This window comes from Paraburkholderia sp. XV (assembly GCF_020177535.1).
Classification (GTDB): Bacteria; Pseudomonadota; Gammaproteobacteria; order Burkholderiales; family Burkholderiaceae; genus Paraburkholderia; species Paraburkholderia caribensis.
In genome coordinates, this window is the sequence record NZ_JAGUUD010000147.1 from 1 (window position 1) to 16595 (window position 16595).

The window sequence follows — 16595 nt, forward strand, 5'->3', positions numbered from 1 at the left end:
CAGGCTCCTTACCCAAGACAAGACCCCGCCCTCAAAAGCGGGGTCTTGGCGTTTCTGGACGCCAAACCTGAGCGTGCCTGATTCTCGGCTCGCACCGGCCGCAATTCGCCTGATTGCCGTCGATACTCGCAATTGAGTTAGTCCCCTCCGCACTTCGGCAACGACTGCTGGGCAGATCTTCGTCCTCGATGTCCCTTTGCGGCTTCGCTACAGGCGTCCGAGAAACCGCACGCGCATCAAGCTTCGTTCGAAACCACTGAACGCATTTCGACTCGATCGTTGGCGCTTTTTTTCCAGCGTGCTGTTGCGAGCACAGATGCCATTACCATCAACCCGCCTCCGACCCAGCCCCAGATAGACAGGTGCTCGCCAAGCCACGCATACGCGAACAGCGCACCAAAAGCCGGTTCGCTTCCCATCAGCAGCGCAACCCGGGTCGGGCTACTGCGCTTGACGGCAAAATTCTGCGCGAAGAATGCGAACAACGTGCACGCAGCCACCAGATAGCCGATGCTCATCCAGAAGCCGGCGTGTCCAGCGAACGTTGGCAGCGCAGGCCACGGCTGCGACGGACACACGAACGCCGCGATAACACTGCCAACCGCGACGGTGCCTGCCTGAACCGCCGTCACCGACAGTGGAGCGAGTGTCGAGTCGCGCATGACACGCCTCGTCACGCACATCATTAGCGCGCGGAGCAGCGCAGCCAAAAGAATCAGCGCATCGCCTGCAGTCGGAATGAAAGCGCCGCCACTCACCAACACGGCGCCAGCTAACGACAGCGCGACGGCAATACCTTCAACGCGCGACGGCTTTCGATGCAGCAGCACCCATTCGACGAGCGGCGTGAGCACGACACACAAACTGATAAGAAACGCTGCGTTCGAAGCACGTGTCAGCGATATCCCAAACGTCTCGGCCAACAGGATGCTGAGCAGTAGCGCACCCGTGGCAAGCGTGCCCGCCAGTTCGGACGCCTTCGCCTGCCGCAGCGAACGCAAAGCGGGCGACAACACCACGAAGGTCAACCCAAAGCGCAGCGCCAACAGTCCCAGCACGGGATAGAACGCGAGCGCGCTCTTCGCGACGCCATAGCTTGTGCCCCACACCATCGCGACCGCGAGCAGCATGAGGTCGGAAATCCAGAGCAAGCGTTTTTGCTTCGACATGGCGGACCGTCTATTTCTGTTAGCACAGTCCAAATTGTCGAGTATTGCGTCGAAAACTATAATTGGGTCTCGCGGAACATCTTTTATGTCGCAGGTGCACAGATGTGTCGATGGGAGCACGGCAATGAATCCCACTGAGCTTTTTGCGTTGTTACCGGACATGGCGACTTTTGCCCGCGTCGTCGACGCAGGCAACTTCTCGGTTGCCGCGCGCCAGTTGGGCAGCACGCCGTCGACGGTAAGCCGGCAGATCAAGCGCCTTGAAGAAGCGCTTGGCACGCGCTTGCTGGAGCGGTCGACGCGCAGTGTCCGGGTCACCGACTCGGGCGCGCAGGTCTACCGGTATTGCCGCGACATGGTGGGCGCGGCGTCAGGTGCGGTCGATGTCGCGGGCCAGATGGTTGGCGAGCCGCGCGGCAGGGTCAGTATTAGCGCGCCAATTGCATTTGCCCGATCCGTTATCCATCCGCTGATCCCTGGATTTCTGCGCTGTTTGCCGGACGTGGACGTCCAGTTGATTTTCGCCGACCGCGAAGTCGATCCGTTACGCGACGACGTCGATATCGTGATTCGCCTGACCCGTTCGCCTCCGCTGGGTCTCGCTGCCCGGCGGCTCGGAACCGTGAAATGGCTGCTATGCGCGTCCCCCGCTTATCTCGAGGCACATGGGACGCCGACCGAACCGCGCGATCTTGCCCGCCACGAATGCCTGTTTCTCGGAGAAACGGCTGACGACAATCGATGGCATTTCCGGCGTGCCACCGAGACGCAGACGCTGGAAGTAAGAGGGCGTTATATCGCCAATCATGCGGGCGCCCGTCTCGAGGCGGCGTTGCAGGATCTGGGCATTGCGATCTTGCCTGACTTTGCTGCTGTAGAGGCGCTGGAGCAAGGCGGCCTCGTCCAGTTGCTAGTCGATTGGGAGTTTGAGGCGCGCTCGTACATGGGGCCCGTCTGGTTGTTATATCCACCTAACCGCTTTCTTCCGTCGAAGGTGCGAGCGCTGATCGATTACCTCGCAAGCCACTTGCACGATAGCGCGGATGACTGAGGTTTCCCGGCAGCGCTGACATGGGTATTGCATTCCGTGACAGAAGGCTACCCGTGCAGTTCGGAATTGTCCTTCTGCCGGATTTCATGCTGACGGCATCTACGCCTGAACTATACCGGCGGCCGGAACGGGTATTCGTCGTCGGACGGCGAATGGATTGAGGAAACCGCTGGCGTTTGGCTGGCCGCGGTATTCACCGTTATTGCAGGGGCTGGAACGATTCTCCAGATTGTCGCATTCTTCTGCTAGTGCCAATCTGGAATCGGGCTATTCGAAGGCTGCACTCAACGACAACTGCACCGCATTTCCGCTGGGTCTTGCCTTGGCGGAAAATTCGTTGACCCATCGGAGATTCGCGGAAACGGGTGTTTTCCCAATCTTGCCGGCCCAGCCTATGGTTGGACCCATGCCGAGGGAATAGCCCTTCGCGCCACCGATCAAATCAGCGGTGGGGCCAGTATCGTTGCCGAGCTGCTGAATCCACCCACCTACGACGCCTACGCTCCATCCGCTCCTGAAGCGTTTGAGCGCCAGCACATCGAGTACGCTGACTGCGGCATTGTGATAGTTCGTGGCGCTATTCGTTGTGTAGAACTCGACACCGTAATTGATGGTCAGCTCGAGGTTGTTGCTGGGAAACAGCTTCGTATAGGCGATACCCGGTGTAAATGTCCAGGTGTTCTGACCGGCATTGGCAATACGATCGGGATTGTAAGCGCCCGTCGGTGCATAGATTTGCAGACTGAGTGCAGTGTAGTCAGTGGGCGAGAGACGATATCCCGCAATGACAGGTGCAAAGAAGAGATCGGCGAACTGGGTGGCACTGTCGGGACGCAGAAGTCCGTTGAACGACGACGCATTGGAATATTGAACAGGTACGCCAATGGATGAAGCAAAGTTCCATCCACCCAGGTTGACTCCCCAGGTCTTCACCAGGTTGGCGATCGTGTAGACGACCTGATAATCGAGGCCGCCCGTTATCTGATTCCCGGTAGATACTTTCTTGCTGGCGCTAAGCGATCCATCGTAATAGATGGTCGCCCACGAGACAATCCACTCGCTGTTGGGCGGGACGATTCCCCCGTACGGCGTTACCTGCTGACCGGTTATGGGGCGACCGACGCCCGTTTCAGTCGCCGACGAATTTTGCGTCATGCCGGCCACACACAAGATCGTCAGCAGACTATCGGTCATGTATTGAATCAAGCGACGCTTATGCATAGTGTTGTCTCACGATTCTGCTTGGTGTTCACGATGGGCTGAAGGGCGCAGACTGGCCTGCCGCAATCAGTGGGCATTCCATGAGGTTTAGCGGGTTAACGTGTGTCTGCGCGTAAAGGCCGGGAGTAGGGGCCGACCCGGGATGCTTCCAGAGATCGGCCCGCCGCTCAGGTTCGGTGAGGCAATCAGGTTCTTGCTGGATCTTTCAGATGCACGCGAACTGGGCCGCCGATGCTATTGAAGATGAGGTCGCCATTGGGCGCGTACTGGATGATTGCGTAAGCGCCGTTGCCGAGATTGTCTTTGCCGAACTCGACGCGCTGTACGGTTTTACCCGTGTCCCAGTCAAGACCTGTCAACTCCCAGCCGGTTTTCTTGTAATAGCCATTCACAAAGACGATACCCGACGCTGAACTGACGCTCGGTACCATGCTGATCGAAATCACATCGCTTCTCGTCCAGACGGATTGCCACCGATGCGCCTTCGGGTCCCACTCGAAACGTTCCGTACCGTGGCCCGGCTGGTTGACGGGACCAAGCGCCAATACATCGACAAGCTTGTCCTTCTCGCCGGATTGCGAAATGTTGTTGACGACAAAAGCGCCATAGCCCTTCACGACCACCGACTGTTCGGTCTGAATGAATTTTGGCAAGGGTGTCAATCCGGCCGTCACGGCGATCTGGCCTGCAATGCGGCGCGACTTCGCTCCAGCTGGCGCTTGCCAGCCGGTCGGGATTTTATTGCGCCAGAAGGCGACCAGATGCATGCGATTTGCGCCGTCGGTGATCACGACAAGCTGGTCCTGATCCCGTCCGAATCCCATCAGCGTAGGCGTGGAGCCTGTGCCATTGCCAAGCTTGATGGTTGGGGGTTGATCGCCAGTGTCGTAGGGTGACGTCCAGGCGCCGTCGGCAGGATCATCGGAGAGTCTGGTACCCGTCCAGACGAGCTTATGCATGATCTTGTTCGAGGCGATGTAGATGCCATTCTGATCGTCGATCGCAAATGAGTTAGTCACGACTTCACCCGGTGCGAGACGTATCGTTCGGGCCTTGCCTTCGAGTGAACGGTCGAGAACACTCACCGTGAAATTGGATGCGACGACGAGCTTTCCGTCATAGGTGATGCCAGTGCCAACGAGGTACGCGTCCGGACCGATCACTGAGCGCATATCGATGGTTTTGATGACCTTTATCCCGGCAGATGGGTTCTTCTCGTCGATCAGACTGAATTTCGTCAAGAATCCATCGGCGGTGTTGTAGTACACGCTGTTATCTTTATCCACGACCGAATAGACGCCATTTACTGCGCGTGTCCAATCGAGGCCGTAGATATCGGTCACCGCTTTTTGCACTTGCGCGGCATTACTGAAATGCTGACCCAGAACCCTGTCGTGCAACTGTGCAGAGATGATCTTCTGGCCTGGCGCCGCGATGCGAGCGACTTCCTTGAATCCGCCGTTCGACACGTCGATGTAGGTGACGCCTTCACTGGAGACACCCCACATATAAGACGGAGACGTCGACGCCAGCGTCATGATGTTGACTGGGCCCGCAACAATCCGTTTCTCCTTACGAAGATCGACCTCGAACGTGCCGCGTGGAACGGCATACGGAAAAGAATCGCTCTGGGACGAATCGAAATGGGTAATGGCGTATTTTTCTGCGGCCAGATAAGGATTGGGTTTTGGGTTGGCGGGGAGGTCTTGCGCAAGGAGAGTGAATGCAGGAATGAGGGTGGCGATACCTGCCAACAAACGAAAGCGCTTCGACATGAATTATCCTTTATCGCGGAATTGCGATCATGAAGTGTCCACAACACGGAGACACAAGAATGAGCAAACCAGATCATCTACATGGCTGGACAAACGGATCGCACGGAACCTGTGCAGCGGTTCGAGTGGATTGGTGATGACGGATCTCGGCGGTGACCCGGATCACGCGCCAGATTCCGGGTAGATTGATAATCTTCGGGTAGCGAGGTCTCGCTCACTCGCCAGCCGTTCTCCAAGATTGAAGCCATACGAAGCCGTGCATAGCGTGGTGTGGTGATGAAATCCTCTCCAACCCCGGCCCGAATAGTGGTCAAGTCCGAAATCCTGCCGAAGTTCCTCGTGGTCCCGATCCGTGCGCCAGTGGTAATGGGCGGCCGCGACTAGATCATTGATCGACGTGTCTTCAGGCAGTGTCGAAAGCCAGTATTTGACCGGTTCCGGCTCGCCCAGCGGCCACTTCAATAGCAGCCATTGCAATGGCTGCAGTCGCGCCCAGCATGCATGGCTGTCGGCATGCTGCACCCGCGCCACGCCAAAGCGGCTGCTTCTCAGATTGCCGTTTCCTTCGCGCCAGCTGATCGTCTGCAACGCGTGTGCCGGCAATTCCATGGCCAGCGCTCTGACGCTGATGGGATAGTGATCGGCCGTACGCCACGTTTGCGACGGCAGACGTCCCGTCTCCCTGTATCCCGTTGACGGCAGCGCTTCGGCCTGCGGGCGCCAGATGCGTGCCTGCGACGTGACACCCAATACGTACGGCAAGCCGAGGTCGATCAACCCTTGCCTGAACTCCGGGTCCATGCCGTAGCTGACATCGGCGAGCACGGGGCGTGAGGGCGTTCCCCCGGCAAGCAGCTTCTCGACTTGTTGAAGCGCAAGTTTCGGCCTGGTCGCAAACTGCACGTCGGCGGGGACGCCTGCCTTCCTGCGCCGGATCGGATCGTCGGCCCATGCGCGCGGCAAATACAGTCGCCAGCCGATCGGAAGGCTGGCGCTTTCGCAGGCTAGCGAAACACTCACGGCAATTTGACATTTGTCATATCTGCCCGATGCTTCGTGATTTTGTCTCGCGACGCCCACTGGCTGGCTGCCACGCTTTGGAAACGTATTGCAGCCGATGATCCACCAACCGCTGCGGGATAAGCCCGCCATTTGCGGGGTCACCCAACGGGCGACCTGTCTGAGCAGTTCGTCATCGCACCACGGGGCCCTGGCCACGAAATGATGTAGCGCCTGACGCATTGCTGCCGCGCGTGCAGGCTGAAGATCTTCCGCAATGGCATTCGTGCTCTTTCGCTCTAACGGTCGCATTAGACCCGTGCAATAGTCGCGCAGGCCGGCAATATGATGCTTGTGTCGAAACCCTTGAGAAAGATATTCCAGGTATTCATCGAACCGTTGAGATGTACTCATTGCATTGAAATTGCTTCATTAGACGCCGGGCGTTACTGTCGCATTCGCGAAATATTGCATGAGCGAATCGCGGCTGCGGAAACCGTGGAAATTCGACTCAGGTAGCTTGACGTTTGAACGCTGCGTCTGCATGAGGCGAACATGACATTCCTGTCATGTTCGACGCGGCGTGAGGCTTCTGAAGAACGACAGAGGACAAGCAGACTTCCACGGAAACCATCGCTTTGATATTGTTGTGCGCCTGCTGGAAGGTCTTCGGACCGCAAGTGATTCAAACGAGGTACCAGGTGATGCGAATTCTGATTGTCGAAGACGAGGGCAAGACCGGCTTGTATCTACGCAAGGGTTTGACGGAAGCAGGATATGTCGCCGACTGGGTAGAGGACGGCATTTCCGGACAGCATCAGGCTGAAACGGAGGACTACGACCTCCTTATCGTGGATGTGATGCTGCCAGGGCAAGACGGCTGGACACTGTTGCACAATCTCAGGCGCAGCAAGTCGACGCCGGTTCTCTTTCTGACCGCGAGAGACGACGTAGGAGACCGCATCCGGGGGCTCGAACTCGGCGCTGACGACTATCTCGCGAAACCCTTTGATTTTGTCGAACTGACTGCACGCGTAAAGTCGATCCTTCGCCGCGCGCGGCCGCAGGATTCGAATACGCTCCGTGTGTCCGACCTCGAACTCGACCTCACACGTCGTAAGGCCACGAGGCAGGGAAGAGTCATTCTGCTGACCGCAAAAGAGTTTGCGCTGTTGTGGCTTTTGATGCGGCGCGAAGGGGAGATCCTCCCGCGCGCGATCATTGCGTCACAAGTGTGGGACATGAATTTCAGCAGCGACACGAACGTGGTGGATTCGGCCATCCGCCGGTTGCGCTCCAAACTGGACGACCCTTTCGAATCCAAGCTGATCCATACCGTCAGGGGCATGGGTTACGTCCTGGAAGTCCGAAGCCAGGCGACACCGTGATTCGCTCGTGAAGCACGGGTACGTGTTTTCAATCGATGCGATGTGCTGACGAGTGAGCGTTTGATATGCATCGCGAATTCTTTGTGCTTTCTCAAAGTTGCCCCTGTTGCCCGCGTGCTTAATCCCATGGCAGTGGCAGGCGCAGTACTATTCTTTCGTCCGCAGCGCGGATGAGGCGGGCCGAGTCGGCATTGCGACGCGTATCGAAAGTCAGCGCTCTGCGCGAGCCGTTGCTTCGTCAGGAATGGGCTGATGCTGAACGGCAAGGTGAGCGATGGACCGGACACTTGTCGGCGGTCGGAACGGGAAAGCAAATGTGTCGTGGATGCGCAATTCTGAGGTGGTCGGCGTGTGCATGCTGCCAGAAAGACGCGGGCACAAGATTGGCAGCCTGTCGGTTCACGGCTTGTAACTCGCGGCAATAGCGTGTGGCAACCAATCATGCTTCGCTATTTGCCAGCTAGCCTGCGTATCCGGCTCACTGTGCTGATCGCTTTCTATGCATCCATAGCGTTCGCCGTCAGCGGATTTGTGGTCTATGAAGCCATGATGAGTCGTGTCGAAGCGAATGCAACCGACAAGATGGAACAATTGATGTCGGCACTCCAGGTTCACCTTGTCGAAGTGAAATCGACGGACGGGATTACACGCGATCCCGATGCCTGGACAGAGCATGTGCATGGGCGCGAGTACGTGGCATTCGCGATGTTTGACGTGGCTGGTAAGGAGTTGCTTTCGACGCGAGGCTTTCGCAATTACCCGCCGGTTCTGGATGTCCAGACGCCCCGCAATCCTGTCAATCTCTCCACACCCACTACCGCATTGCGATATCTCGTGGCCATCGTGCCGCTCGACGGGCGTGACAGCCCGGCGGTTCGTGTCGCCGTACAGTACGACAGCAGTGAAGAGCACGAGTTGGTAAGGTCGAATGCCGAGATCATTTTTATCATGGGGACAATAGGCATTCTGCTTGCGGCTATCTCGGCCTACGGCGTGACGATGCTCGGGCTAAGCCCTCTGCGTCGCATTGTCACGCGAGCTGAGCAGATGTCGATCGACGGGCTCGGGCAACCGTTGCCGAAGCTCACAAGCTCAACCGAGCTGTTGGAACTCGGACAGGCGTTCAACGGTATGCTGGCGCGTCTGGACGACTCGTTCACACGCTTGAGCGAGTTCTCTTCCGATCTCGCACATGACTTGCGCACCCCGCTCACGAATCTGCGAGCGGCGGCTCAGGTCGCTCTCGCGCAGTCGCGTGCTGCGCCCGAATACCGCGAAGTGATTGAATCGAGCGTAGATGAATACGAGCGCTTGTCGAGAATGATCGACGATATGCTGTTTCTTGCGCGCGCGGAGCGCGCTGACCTGTCGCTATCGATCTGCGAGTTCGACGCAGCAGCGCAAGCGCGTCGCGTCAGCGGTTTTTACGAATCGCTGGCGCAAGCGGCCGATATCGCCATCGATGTCCGTGGGCAGGGAATCATTCACGCCGACTTGCTGTTGTATCAGCGCGCGGTCAGCAACCTGCTCGCTAACGCGATCGTGTATGCGCCACGCAATTCGACTATCGACATTGAATGTTGGGAGCAGCCGGATGCGGTCGTGGTTCTGGTGTCCGATCGCGGTCCGGGGATTGCGCCGCCGAATGCGGAACGGATCTTCGAACGTTTCTACCGCGCCGATCCACCGCAGGGAAAAGCCATTTCCCACGGTGAGGGACTCGGGCTTGCCATTGTCAAATCGATCATGAATCTGCACCACGGAGCGTGCGGCGTGAAAAGTGACCCAGCCGTCGGAACGACATTCTGGTTACAGTTCCCTGTTGAAAAAACTCATTGATACACGGCATGGCATGCGTGATTGCTTTGATGTTAGAGCGGAAACATCAAAGCGGGCGAAACTGGAGAGCGAAGTTTTGACACTATTGAACCATGTGCGAATCGCGAAGATGTGTATTCGGCGGGACAAAGGCAATGTGGAGCACCCTATATCGAAACACGTACCGATCTATTTATGTCTTTTAAAACAACTGTCTATGCATCTTGGTCACGTAGAAGTTCCATTTCGATGGTATATCGCGGTGTCACACTAAAGCGAAAGTGCTTCAAATAAATGGAATACTCGGCAATCTGATTCGTCAGATTTCCGATTGCTTCTGCCATATGAGCAATCGGGAGATTTCCATGTACTAAGGAGTTTGAAGCATGAAACAACAAATCGTTCTCGCCTGCGCTGTGGGTGCCTTTGCGGTGAGCGCGCACGCACAAAGCAGCGTCACTCTGTATGGCTCGATCGACGCCGGCATCACGTATGCGAACAACGTCAGCGGAAAGAGTGTCTGGCAACAAGGTAGCGGCAATCTGTCGAACAACTACTTTGGCTTGCGCGGTGCCGAAGAACTCGGCGGCGGCCTGAAGGCCGTCTTTACGGTAGAAAGCGGCTTCGATCTGAACAACGGCGGCTTCCATAACAACGACGATATCTTTAACCGTCAAGCCTTCGTCGGCCTGAAGAGCGACCGATATGGCTCTGTGACGCTGGGACGTCAATACGATTCGACCTCGGAATATCTCGGGCCGCTGTCGGCTGCAGGTGCTGGCTTTGGCAACAATCTCGCCGGCCATCCGTTCGACAACGACAATCTCGCGCAAACATACTCGACCAAGAACGCGGTCAAGTACACCAGCCCGAACTATGCGGGTGTCGAGTTTGGCGGCATGTATGGTTTCAGCAACGACGCGAACGGCTTTGCGAACGGCCGCACGTGGAGCCTGGGCGCGAGGTACGGGACTGGTCCACTGAACGTCGCCGCAGGTTACACACAATCGGATAACTCAGGTGGACTCGGCGGAGCGAACAGCGCAGCGTCGGCAAGTCAGAACATTTCGGCGACGCTGCAGCGCACTTACGGTTTGGGCGCCACTTATGCGTTCGGCCCGGCACAGGTCGGTCTGGTGTGGACGCATTCGCAGATCGACGGCCTCGCGAGCCTGTCGAGCGGCGGTGCTGCACTGCCTGGCCTTACGGGGATGAACCTGCATCTGGACAATTATGAAATCAACGGGCAGTACAGGCTGACGCCGGCACTGGCAATCGTCAGTTCGTACACGTTCACTGACGGCACGGTGACAGGCAGCAACAGCAGCAATTCGCCGAAGTGGCACACATTCGTGTTGGGTACCGACTATTCGCTGAGCAAGCGGACGGACGTGTACCTGGCTGGCGTGTACCAGCACGCTTCTGGCTCGCTCGGTTATGACGCGAACGGTAACGGCATCGCGAACGTGGCGTCCATCAACCTGCTGTCGCCGTCGTCAACCAACAACCAGGCCGCAGCAACGATCGGACTGCGCCACCGCTTCTGATCGACGGGAGATCGGGCAGATTGCAGAATCCGTGATCTGCCCTTTGCGAAGCGAGGGGAGTGCGAAGTCGAAATCCGCCCGCATGGTTGGTGGGTCTTCGCTGGTAGAAGGACGGTGAAGGCCCGTCTGGTAGTGCATCGAAAGTACTGTTCGAGGCCGCTCGCGAACCTTTAGGTTCAGCTCGACGCGTCATGGACTGAACCTGCTCAGCGGGACGATGTGCGCGGATGCGCGTTTCAGGAAGGTGAATTGAAACTGGGCCGTCCGAGTACCGGACTGCGACCACGAACATCCGGATGCATGTGCAGGCACATGCATCCGGCAGCGATGGAATCAGAACCGGTACGCCAGTCCTACCGATCCGAAGATAGCAGCCTTGTGTTCGACGACTGGGCTGTCGGCTGCGTCGCCCACCAGACTGGACACACCCAGCACGGCAGCCGTGCTCCAATGCGGGTTGAGTTGATGCTTCCACGTAACGCTGGCGTCGACACCCTTGATGCCCCCGGAGGGCGAATATCCGGCGAGCCTCGACTGGCTTGCAAGTGACTCCTGCTCGGTAACGCCGAAATAAGTATTCATGTAATCCCCATTACCGAAGGTTGCGCCCACCGCCAGGTGGACCGTGTTTTTCGGCGTCGCCAAAGCAGCGTAACTGCCCGCGAGACGGACCTTAAGACCATATCCACTGTGAGTCGCCTGCAGCGCATTGAGCGACGCGTGCCACTTGCCGCGACGCCAATCCACGAACGCGCCGACGCGGGCCGTATTGGAGATATCGTTGGTTCCGGCAAGGCGAGATGAATCGTCCGCGTCCCGCCCAAAATCGAACTGCGCAATCAAACCCGTCGAAATGCCGGCTCCGATCGGATAGCGTATTCCGGCTGAGAGCCCGGAAACAAAAAAGAGTCCATTGTCGTAGGCGAATAATGGCAAGGGCAGTGCGCGGTACGATGCCGCACCATCGTATTTGGGCATGACATTGACTTGTGCGCCAAGCGAGGCCTCGGCGGAGTGGGCAAATCTTGATGAAATCACCATGGCCGCGCCAATGGTTAGCGCTGCTGCGGCGTGGAGATATCGCATGTTCGATTCCTTAATGATCGATCTGAAATCCAGGGCTGGCAATGGCGCACTGGAGCGTCCACCATGGGCGAGACGCTGGAATTTGATCGTTTGAATAGGGTTACTTAATAAATAGAACGCGTTTGAAAAATTGAAGCGATATGGAATCTATTTTCCGGAGACGCGTTTGTTCATCAATTGATATTCAGATCTGGTGTGTGGATTAAATAGGTGCGTTGACCGGGCCGGAATGAATTTTTACTCTACCTTCGTTCTGAGGATTGGGTCGTCCATATTGGTCATTTTTCGATCCGGACTTTTATTTGAATAAGGAAATTTATGTTTTATCAATGATCTTACTGTTACTTGAATTTCAAACTGTAGGTCGTGTTAAAAAATGGCGTCTAGCGTATGCGTGTGAAGAGAACCCAAGGAACTTCCAATGAGTTACTGGCAGGTGTTGATACATACGGCCAGGGCGATCCCGATCCTCCTGGTCGATCACAGTCTATGGCGCTCGATCCGCACACACCTCTTGGGGTTGACTATCGATATTTGCGAGATCGCGGGGCGCGTCGGTGCTGTTCTTCTTTTTCCCGTTGTCGTGCCGATTGTGTCGCTTCTGATTGCAGCGTCAATGCGCCGGGAACGATGCGAACGGGAAAGCACTTCGAGTTCCGTGGGCCTAGGCGATCGTGATGTCGGAGGAGACCGGAAAGTTGTCTGGCGTGCGCCGCGCGAACCGCTATCGGAATAACCGGGGTGAGTTACCCTCGAGAAAAGAATCCCTTTAAACAGGACAATTTGGATGATTAAAGCAACGACGTTGGCAGTGGCGGTTATCGTTAGCATGAGCGTCGCGCCGTGGGCGAGCGCGCAGACCGCTCAACCCGCTTCGGGTGTGCAAGAGCAATCCGCGCTTGCCGCACGGGTACAGGCGCTTCTCGCGACGGCGCCACCCGTGGATATCAAGGCACGGATCGCCGATATCGACCGTGCATCGCGCATCATTACCCTGCATGGTCCGAAGGGACACGACATCGATGTTGCGATAGGTCCGCAAGTCGAAAATTTCAATCAACTCCGCGTTGGCGATCATGTTGAAGTGCTCTACAAAAACGCGTTGCTCGTGTCGGCGGACAAGGTCGCTGATGCGGACAAGGGGATTCGCAAGCGCGTCGATTCGAGCGTGTACCAGTCGACACCGTCGGGATACAGCGCCGCGCGTCAGATCGAGGTTCAGGCCACAGTGCTCGATATGAACGCCAGCAAGCGCGAGGTGCGGTTGCGAGGGGCCTATCAGGCAGTCACGCTCGTAGTCGGTCCTGACATCGACTTCAAGACTTTGAAGGTGGGCGATACCGTACATGCCGTGTTCGTATCGGCGTATGCGACGCGGGTGACGCCTATTAGTGCGCATTAGGGCGAGCCTGCAAGCAGCAGCTGGACACGCAAAGAAGTCTATCGGCGCGTACAGGCACTTCTCTGACTTTCCGGCACGGGCGACGCTCGACAAGAACGAGGCAATTGCGTAACCGATGAACAATCGATTCTTGCCGCGAACTCTGGGGGCGAGGTTAACCGCTCTGATTTTTGTCTCTACCTCGGTCATTCTGGCACTCAGTGGCGCCGCGCTTTATGAGGCCCTGCGCAGTCGAATGTCCTTGGCGGCGAGCGGTCATATGCAGGCGACGCTTGAGGCACTGCAAGCCGATCTCGCAAACGTGCGCGCGACGAGTCGCATCTCGAACCATCCCCATGTCTGGACCGATCAGATGGAGGGCCATCAGAACATGGATATGGCCATCTACGATATGGCCGGACGCCGTCTCGTCAGCACGCGTGGCTTCCAGCCATTTGCACTGCTCGGCGATCTGCCGCCGGATCGCCGGAATGCCGCGTTCGATACCCGAGGCGCGAGGTTTCGCTATATCACGGCACTGGCGCGGCTCGCCGGAGACTGTGTATCGGTGCGCGTCGTGGTCCAGTACGACAAATCGGAAAACCTTGCCTCGTTGCGCGCGCACGCGTGGACGATCATGCTGATCGAAGTGGTGGGTGTAGGAATCGCAGCAGCATTTGCGTACGCCATTACCGTGTTCGGGCTCAGCCCGCTTCGACGCTTCGTCTCTTATGCGGAGGAGATGTCCACGTGCCGTCTCGCGCAACCTTTATCTGGATTCGATACATCGCAGGAGTTGAAGGAACTGGAGCACGCTTTCAATGGCATGCTTGAAAGGCTGAACGATTCGTTTACGCGCCTCGGCCAGTTCTCCTCGAATCTCGCACATGATATGCGTACGCCGTTGACGAATCTGCAGGCAGCGGCGCAGGTGGCACTGTCGCTGCCGCGCAGCACGGAGGAATACCGTGACGTCATCGAGTCGAGCGTGGAGGAGTATCAGCGTCTGTCGGGAATGATCGAAGATATGCTCTTCCTTGCACGCTCGGAGAAAGCGCACACGCTAGTCAAGGTCTGCTTGCTTGACGCCGTAGTCGAGGCCGGACGGGTGGCGGGCTACTACGAAACCGTGGCATCCGATGCGGGCGTCACCATCGAATTGAGCGGGCGCGCCGAAGTTCGCGCGGACCTGCTGCTTTTCCAGCGTGCCTTGAGTAATCTGCTTTCCAATGCGCTGGCCCATGCGCCTCGCGGGTCGGTTATTTTCGTCACATGCCGCGAGAAAGCCGGTGCAGCGGAAATCGCGGTCACGGATACGGGCGAGGGCATTGGGCGAGAGCATGTCGATCGCATCTTTGAACGGTTTTACCGAATCGATCCGTCGCGGCACAATCGCGGCTCGGGAACCGGCCTCGGACTCGCGATCGTGAAATCGATCATGGAAAACCATGGTGGACAATGCGGTGTGGAGAGCTGTCCGGGCGTGCGCACTACGTTCTGGCTTCGCTTTCCTTTTGCAGACGTGAACCGGGAAGCGGGTTCCGGCGACACGTCCTGAATTCGCGACGCAGGTGGCGGGCTCTACCGCCACACCTTCAATCAACTGCTATCGCTGAACGCTTAAAGCGTCGCGCTCGTTCGTCTGGTGCCGCTCAAATGCAGATGTTCTCGCGCATTGTGGCGTGCGCTCCAACGCTGAAGAAGTCCTTCGGGAGGTGATTGCCAGGTCGAATAGAATACATTGCCCACCTCCGACGATATCGAGTTGGACGGCAATGCGACTGTGACGCTGGGCTATCTGTAACCATCCCATCCATGTCTGGACACGACGAGCGCGGTGACCAGACATGTCATGTGTGAACGGAAATGTTCGATAGAACCCATCATCCCGTACGAGGACACCGGAGTGGCTAATCGGCGGGCGTGGCAGACGGAAGTCAGATTCGAGTTGTTCACACAGTTCGCCAATTGATCGCGCCGCCGGATCGCCGACCATGACGCGTTTATCATGTCTGCGTCATGCAAGAGCAGCGACGGGACGGCATGCTATGTACTCCGCCCGTCAATCGCACGATTTCATGATTTCCGAACTCGCACTACTCGAGCAGCTGAGGCTGGCTATCGCCCGTAAAACCCTGGAGGTGTCTTATCAGCCCGTCATCAGGCTCGCCGACAACACCTGCGTCGGTGTCGAATCGCTACTCAGATGGCGGTTGCATGGCCAGGATATCTCGCCGGAGATCGTCGTTGGCCTGGCGGAACAGCATCGGCTGATGGGACCATTGACCGATCTCGTGCTCCACAAGAGCCTTGACGACCTGGCGTGCGTACTGAGCTCGGATCGGTCGTTTCGCGTTTCGATCAATGTGGGCAGCGACGACCTTCGCAGCGTCCGCTTTCTGGATGTTCTCGCGCAGGCGTTGAAATGGACGGGCGTCCGTGCTTCGCAAGTGGGCATCGAAGCCACAGAAAGAGGTTTCATGCATCCGGATGCGACGCGTAGCATCATTGCCGCGCTCAGATGGGCGGGGCATCCTGTGTACATCGACGATTTCGGCACAGGATATTCCTGTCTTTCTTACCTGGGGACATTTCACGTCGATGCGCTGAAGCTCGACAAGGCATTCGTCAATCCCGTCGAGAATGCGCACGCCAGCAGCGTGGTCGCACCGCACATCATCGCGATGGCACATGATCTGGGAATGGAAATCGTCGCCGAGGGCATCGAATCGGCGGCGCAGGCGGAGTATCTGATGCGCAAGGGGGTGCAGTATGGACAGGGCTGGTACTTCGCGAAAGCGATGCCTGTTGTTGAATTATTGCCGTGGCTAGCGGAACATGCGCAATCGGTGAAGCGGGATGAGCGCAGGCGTTGTGCGCGTTCTCCACGTTTGCAGCTATTGCGCACGCCATAAAAAAGCGCGAAACGCGTGTTTCGATCGCCGATTCGAGATCGAGGTCCACCGTGGTCACAGGCGTATTGATACTTTGTGCGCGCATCGATGTCAGCGTGTCGAGGGCGGGCTGGGCTCACACGGCAAATACGTCGCTCACGTCGGGATTTGCTTTTAGGGTTTGGGTTTGAGTTGGGCTGGGTTGGTTTTTCGCTGGCATCCGCGAATCGTTAGCGTGCTTCAAGCGTCGCCCCTGTGCGGGGCGG

Annotated in this window: 13 protein-coding genes; 8 read left to right on the top strand and 5 right to left on the bottom strand. The window is 57.4% G+C overall.

Going from position 1 to position 16595, the window contains the following annotated elements:
• Window positions 1–236 precede the first annotated feature (236 nt).
• Window positions 237–1169, bottom strand: coding sequence for a DMT family transporter (locus tag KFO72_RS37340; RefSeq protein ID WP_225034183.1), 933 nt, complete (start codon window positions 1167–1169; stop codon window positions 237–239).
• Between the two features lie 124 nt (window positions 1170–1293).
• Between KFO72_RS37340 and KFO72_RS37345 the strand changes: the two genes are divergently transcribed.
• The gene (locus tag KFO72_RS37345; RefSeq protein WP_225034191.1) at window positions 1294–2220 is read left to right on the top strand and encodes a LysR family transcriptional regulator; all 927 of its coding nucleotides are present in this window, start codon (window positions 1294–1296) and stop codon (window positions 2218–2220) included.
• Between the two features lie 267 nt (window positions 2221–2487).
• On the opposite strand, the gene KFO72_RS37350 is transcribed toward KFO72_RS37345, so the two are convergent.
• The 3 genes from KFO72_RS37350 to KFO72_RS37360 all read right to left on the bottom strand — a co-directional run bounded on the left by KFO72_RS37350 (window position 2488) and on the right by KFO72_RS37360 (window position 6629).
• Complete coding sequence (locus KFO72_RS37350; RefSeq protein WP_225034184.1) at window positions 2488–3414, bottom strand: transporter; 927 nt, start codon at window positions 3412–3414, stop codon at window positions 2488–2490.
• 212 nt (window positions 3415–3626) lie between these two features.
• A complete protein-coding gene (locus tag KFO72_RS37355; protein ID WP_225034185.1) occupies window positions 3627–5216 on the bottom strand; it encodes a hypothetical protein in 1590 nt (529 codons plus the stop codon).
• Window positions 5217–5378: 162 nt separating this feature from the next.
• The gene (locus KFO72_RS37360) at window positions 5379–6629 is read right to left on the bottom strand and encodes an IS701 family transposase (protein WP_225034186.1); all 1251 of its coding nucleotides are present in this window, start codon (window positions 6627–6629) and stop codon (window positions 5379–5381) included.
• A gap of 290 nt (window positions 6630–6919) precedes the next feature.
• On the opposite strand from KFO72_RS37360, the gene irlR reads away from it, so the two are divergent.
• The 3 genes from irlR to KFO72_RS37375 all read left to right on the top strand — a co-directional run bounded on the left by irlR (window position 6920) and on the right by KFO72_RS37375 (window position 10968).
• On the top strand, window positions 6920–7603 hold the full coding sequence (gene irlR / locus KFO72_RS37365; protein WP_054934602.1) for a heavy metal response regulator transcription factor IrlR: 684 nt from the start codon (window positions 6920–6922) through the stop codon (window positions 7601–7603).
• Window positions 7604–8044: 441 nt separating this feature from the next.
• Window positions 8045–9442 (top strand): heavy metal sensor histidine kinase, encoded by a 1398-nt coding sequence (locus tag KFO72_RS37370; RefSeq protein WP_263627979.1) that lies wholly within the window; start codon window positions 8045–8047, stop codon window positions 9440–9442.
• Between the two features lie 365 nt (window positions 9443–9807).
• A complete protein-coding gene (locus KFO72_RS37375; protein ID WP_225034187.1) occupies window positions 9808–10968 on the top strand; it encodes a porin in 1161 nt (386 codons plus the stop codon).
• A gap of 333 nt (window positions 10969–11301) precedes the next feature.
• Here KFO72_RS37375 and KFO72_RS37380 read toward each other — a convergent pair whose 3' ends face one another.
• Window positions 11302–12054 (bottom strand): MipA/OmpV family protein, encoded by a 753-nt coding sequence (locus tag KFO72_RS37380; protein ID WP_082670391.1) that lies wholly within the window; start codon window positions 12052–12054, stop codon window positions 11302–11304.
• Window positions 12055–12475: 421 nt separating this feature from the next.
• Between KFO72_RS37380 and KFO72_RS37385 the strand changes: the two genes are divergently transcribed.
• From KFO72_RS37385 to KFO72_RS37400, 4 genes are all read left to right on the top strand, one after another.
• On the top strand, window positions 12476–12790 hold the full coding sequence (locus KFO72_RS37385) for a hypothetical protein (protein WP_224101833.1): 315 nt from the start codon (window positions 12476–12478) through the stop codon (window positions 12788–12790).
• 51 nt (window positions 12791–12841) lie between these two features.
• Window positions 12842–13456: a hypothetical protein gene (locus KFO72_RS37390; RefSeq protein WP_225034188.1), complete on the top strand. Its 615-nt coding sequence runs from the start codon at window positions 12842–12844 to the stop codon at window positions 13454–13456.
• Between the two features lie 115 nt (window positions 13457–13571).
• Window positions 13572–14993, top strand: a complete 1422-nt coding sequence (locus KFO72_RS37395; protein ID WP_225034189.1) for a heavy metal sensor histidine kinase — start codon at window positions 13572–13574, stop codon at window positions 14991–14993.
• A gap of 520 nt (window positions 14994–15513) precedes the next feature.
• Window positions 15514–16350 carry an EAL domain-containing protein gene (locus KFO72_RS37400; RefSeq protein ID WP_225034190.1) on the top strand — a complete coding sequence of 279 codons (837 nt, stop codon included), beginning with the start codon at window positions 15514–15516 and terminating at the stop codon, window positions 16348–16350.
• The last annotated feature ends 245 nt before the right edge of the window (window positions 16351–16595 follow it).

Bases quoted from the DNA above. Each gene is read 5' to 3' on its own strand.
- KFO72_RS37395 (WP_225034189.1), top strand. From the start codon at position 13,572: ATGAACAATCGATTCTTGCCGCGAACTCTGGGGGCGAGGTTAACCGCT.
- KFO72_RS37380 (WP_082670391.1), bottom strand. From the start codon at position 12,054: ATGCGATATCTCCACGCCGCAGCAGCGCTAACCATTGGCGCGGCCATG.
- irlR (WP_054934602.1), top strand. From the start codon at position 6,920: ATGCGAATTCTGATTGTCGAAGACGAGGGCAAGACCGGCTTGTATCTA.
- KFO72_RS37400 (WP_225034190.1), top strand. From the start codon at position 15,514: ATGATTTCCGAACTCGCACTACTCGAGCAGCTGAGGCTGGCTATCGCC.
- KFO72_RS37345 (WP_225034191.1), top strand. From the start codon at position 1,294: ATGAATCCCACTGAGCTTTTTGCGTTGTTACCGGACATGGCGACTTTT.
- KFO72_RS37360 (WP_225034186.1), bottom strand. From the start codon at position 6,629: ATGAGTACATCTCAACGGTTCGATGAATACCTGGAATATCTTTCTCAA.
- KFO72_RS37390 (WP_225034188.1), top strand. From the start codon at position 12,842: ATGATTAAAGCAACGACGTTGGCAGTGGCGGTTATCGTTAGCATGAGC.
- KFO72_RS37385 (WP_224101833.1), top strand. From the start codon at position 12,476: ATGAGTTACTGGCAGGTGTTGATACATACGGCCAGGGCGATCCCGATC.
- KFO72_RS37375 (WP_225034187.1), top strand. From the start codon at position 9,808: ATGAAACAACAAATCGTTCTCGCCTGCGCTGTGGGTGCCTTTGCGGTG.
- KFO72_RS37340 (WP_225034183.1), bottom strand. From the start codon at position 1,169: ATGTCGAAGCAAAAACGCTTGCTCTGGATTTCCGACCTCATGCTGCTC.
- KFO72_RS37350 (WP_225034184.1), bottom strand. From the start codon at position 3,414: ATGACCGATAGTCTGCTGACGATCTTGTGTGTGGCCGGCATGACGCAA.
- KFO72_RS37370 (WP_263627979.1), top strand. From the start codon at position 8,045: ATGCTTCGCTATTTGCCAGCTAGCCTGCGTATCCGGCTCACTGTGCTG.
- KFO72_RS37355 (WP_225034185.1), bottom strand. From the start codon at position 5,216: ATGTCGAAGCGCTTTCGTTTGTTGGCAGGTATCGCCACCCTCATTCCT.